This window comes from Aquirufa sp. (assembly GCF_044377215.1).
Taxonomy (GTDB): Bacteria; Bacteroidota; Bacteroidia; order Cytophagales; family Spirosomataceae; genus Aquirufa.
Map to the genome: position 1 here is coordinate 1 of NZ_JBILJM010000061.1, position 3,474 is coordinate 3,474.

Annotated in this window: 3 protein-coding genes and 1 pseudogene; 3 read left to right on the forward strand and 1 reads right to left on the reverse strand. The window is 43.7% G+C overall.

Features of this window, described 5'->3' with window-relative positions; translation table 11 throughout:
• On the reverse strand, nt 1–2,109 hold a 2,109-nt coding region (ileS, locus tag ACIQ6T_RS11245), incomplete at its 3' end, for an isoleucine--tRNA ligase (protein ID WP_395786432.1).
• A gap of 80 nt (nt 2,110–2,189) precedes the next feature.
• Between ileS and ACIQ6T_RS11250 the strand changes: the two genes are divergently transcribed.
• The 3 genes and pseudogenes from ACIQ6T_RS11250 to ACIQ6T_RS11260 form a co-directional block, all read left to right on the forward strand.
• Nucleotides 2,190–2,801 (forward strand): 5-formyltetrahydrofolate cyclo-ligase, encoded by a 612-nt coding sequence (locus ACIQ6T_RS11250; protein WP_395786434.1) that lies wholly within the window; start codon nt 2,190–2,192, stop codon nt 2,799–2,801.
• Nucleotides 2,802–2,837: 36 nt separating this feature from the next.
• Nucleotides 2,838–3,347 carry a hypothetical protein gene (locus ACIQ6T_RS11255; protein ID WP_395786436.1) on the forward strand — a complete coding sequence of 170 codons (510 nt, stop codon included), beginning with the start codon at nt 2,838–2,840 and terminating at the stop codon, nt 3,345–3,347.
• 10 nt (nt 3,348–3,357) lie between these two features.
• Nucleotides 3,358–3,474 (forward strand): annotated as a pseudogene (locus ACIQ6T_RS11260) (aspartate-semialdehyde dehydrogenase); the annotation flags it as partial.

The following is a 3,474-nucleotide window of genomic DNA, read 5'->3' on the forward strand; positions in this document are numbered from 1 at the left end:
TCCATATTTCGATAGCGTATCAAAAGGATCAATGGCATTGCCCAAACGCTTGGACATTTTATTGCCATTTTTATCCAGGACTAATCCCGTCGAAACCACATTTTTAAATGCCACTGACTCCTCCACCATAACCGAAATAGCGTGCAAGGTGAAGAACCAACCGCGCGTTTGGTCCACCCCTTCCGAGATGAAATCCGCTGGATAAGACTGCTTGAATATATCTTGATTTTCAAATGGATAATGCCACTGTGCGAAAGGCATCGCACCGGAATCAAACCATACATCGATCAAATCTAATTCCCGCGCCATCACAATTCCAGAGGCACTTAATACAAAAATATGATCCACATAGGGACGGTGCAAATCAGCTTCTCCTGCCTTCACAGCGGCGATAAATGCTTCGTTACCTTGTTGCTGTTCTGCCGTCAATTTTCCAGATTCAATAGCCTTAGCTAATGCTTGCGATAAGTCTTCCACCGAACCAAAACACAATTCTTCCGAACCATCTTCTGTCCGCCAAATCGGCAATGGAGTTCCCCAATAACGAGAGCGAGATAAATTCCAGTCCACTAGATTTTCCAACCAGTTTCCAAACCGACCCGTTCCGGTGGATTCAGGTTTCCAATTGATGGTATTATTCAATTCGATCAACTTGTCTTTTACCGCGGTCGTTTTGATGAACCAAGAGTCCAATGGGTAGTATAGGACGGGCTTGTCGGTACGCCAACAGTGTGGATAGGGGTGATCAAATTTCTGTACGTTGAACGCTTTATTTTCGGTTTTTAATTGGATCGCGATGCGCTCATCCACCGATAAATATTTATCTCTTCCTTGTTTGATTTTAGCCGCCTCCTTCTCCTCTTCCGTCAAATATGCCTCTTTAACAGGCTCCAGGGCATAATCCGTCACTTCTTGCACAAAACATCCTTGGCGGTTCACCAACGGGACTTCTTTGCCATTTTCGTCCGTGACCATAATGGCCGGAATATTGTTTTGTTGGGCTACGCGAAAGTCATCCGCACCAAACGTAGGCGCCGTATGCACAATACCTGTACCATCTTCCGTGGTCACAAAATCACCTAGTATGACACGAAAAGCAGGTGTTTTTGGCTGTACATAGGGCATTAATTGCAGGTATTCTACTCCGTCGATGTCGGCGCCTTTAAACGTATCAACTACCGTATATGGAATAGCAGCCGGTTTTTTTTCAGCGGCTTGATAAGCCTCAAAATCTCCATTTTCAGCCGCAGCTTGGAAATAGTTCTTAACCAAATCCTTTGCTAAAACGACATGAACAGGTAGATAGGTATACGGATTAAACGTCTTAACTAAGACGTATGAAATATTTTTCCCAGCTGTCAGTGCGGCGTTGGAAGGCAAAGTCCATGGAGTTGTCGTCCAGGCTAAAATATAAACGGGAGCACCCGCTGATTTTTCGAAAAGGAATGTGGATTTCGCTGTTTTTGAAACCTCAAATTGAGCGGTCAACGACGTGTCTTTCACATCCCGATAGCAGCCTGGTTGGTTTAATTCATGCGACGACAAACCGGTTCCTGCGGCAGGCGAATAGGGTTGAATCGTATAACCTTTATACAATAATCCTTTGTCGTAAAGTCGCTTTAATAAGTTCCAAACACTTTCAATGTAGGGCGTTTGGTAGGTCACATACGGATTATCGAGATCAACCCAATAGCCCATTTTTTGCGTCAAGTCATTCCACTGATCTGTGAATTTCATGACCGTTTCGCGGCACTTTTGGTTGTATTCTTCAACGGAGATTGACTTGCCAATGTCCTCTTTGGTGATGCCTAATTCTTTTTCAACTTGTAGTTCGACCGGAAGACCATGGGTATCCCAGCCCCCTTTACGTTTCACTTGTTTTCCTTTGAGGGTTTGGTAACGGCAAAAAATATCTTTGATGGTACGCGCCATCACGTGGTGAATCCCGGGGGTACCGTTTGCAGAAGGTGGACCTTCGAAAAAGGTAAAGGTGGGCTTTCCCTCGCGAGAAGAAATAGACTTCTCAAAAATATCATTCTCTTTCCAGAAATTTAGAACCTCGTCTGCCACGGCAGCATAATCCAAATTTTTGTATTCCTTAAAGGCCACAGTCTTGTTGTTTTTTATGAAATAATCGGCAAAATTGAGGCAAAAATAAGAAAAAATAACCAATAGTTAAGGCTCTATCCATGAACAAATCACGCCTCCGCCAACTTGCATTAGCCCGACGCAAAAATGTGTCGGAGCATGTGTTTGGGTTGTTGAATGAGTCGCTCCAACAAGAGTTTATGGATTTCATTACGAGCTTTCAGCTGCCGCATCGCATCATGAGTTTCCAGCCGATTGTGGAGCGTCGGGAAGTTCACATGTCATTTATCCATGAAACATTGGAGTCATTGGGGCATCAGCTCTGTTTTCCGAGAGTCGAAAATGAACACGATATGGTCGCGTATCAGGTGCAATCAAACGATTCTTTGCTGACTTCAGCTTGGGGAATTCAGGAACCAGATCCGGAATTATGCCAAAAAGTTAACATGGCAGACATTGACCTCGTGATTATTCCCCTATTGGCCTTCGACGCTAAAGGAAATCGCGTCGGGTACGGCAAGGGATTTTATGACCGTTTTTTGCAGGATTGTCGGCCTAACACCCTAAAAATTGGCGTCTGTTTAGATGAACCTGTTCAGCGTATTGATGATGTGGAAGCGCATGATATTCCGTTAGACTTGTGTATTTCGCCAACGGGCCTACATCTTTTCGATGGATTTTATCGCAAAAATCCTTTTGATTCAACGAGATAAGCCCTAATTTTGCGGGCTACAAAAACGCGTTGATTTGTGAAAATTTGGCATTTATTTATCATTTTTTTCGTGCTCATGTCGGTCCAAGTGATTGCACAGGGGGAAGGAAATGAACGTTTGTACTCGATTGAGCAGATCCAACAAGGTTTTAGAAAAAAGTATGTGTACAAGCGTCAGGTAATTGATAATCCGTTGGCCTTGCAAATTCCCTTACTTGAATCGAAAGACCCCGAGGTAAGTTTGGAGTTTTACCGGTTTAAATCGAAGCGAAATCTAATGAATTGGATTTCAAGTGCGGGGGCTGGTTTATCCATTTATTCCTGGATTTATCCGGGAAAAGTATCCAACGGATTTTCGTTGACGACCGTGGGAGTAGCGGCTTTGGCCAATATTTACCTAGGCAAAATGAGTATGCGAAACTTAAACCGGGCTCTATCGAAATATAACTCGTTGGCTAAAACAAGTCCGCAATTAAGTTTAGAATTTACGCCAACTAATCCGACCTCCGGGCCGTCGTTGGCATTACAATGGAAGTATAATTTTTAATTAAATAAACATGAAAGTTGCTGTTGTAGGCGCCACGGGATTGGTTGGCGGCGAAATCTTAAAAGTATTAGCGGAGCGTAATTTTCCAGTCTCTGAAATCATTCCAGTTGCGTCTGAGCGCTCGATT

Bases quoted from the DNA above. Each gene is read 5' to 3' on its own strand.
- ACIQ6T_RS11250 (WP_395786434.1), top strand. From the start codon at position 2,190: ATGAACAAATCACGCCTCCGCCAACTTGCATTAGCCCGACGCAAAAAT.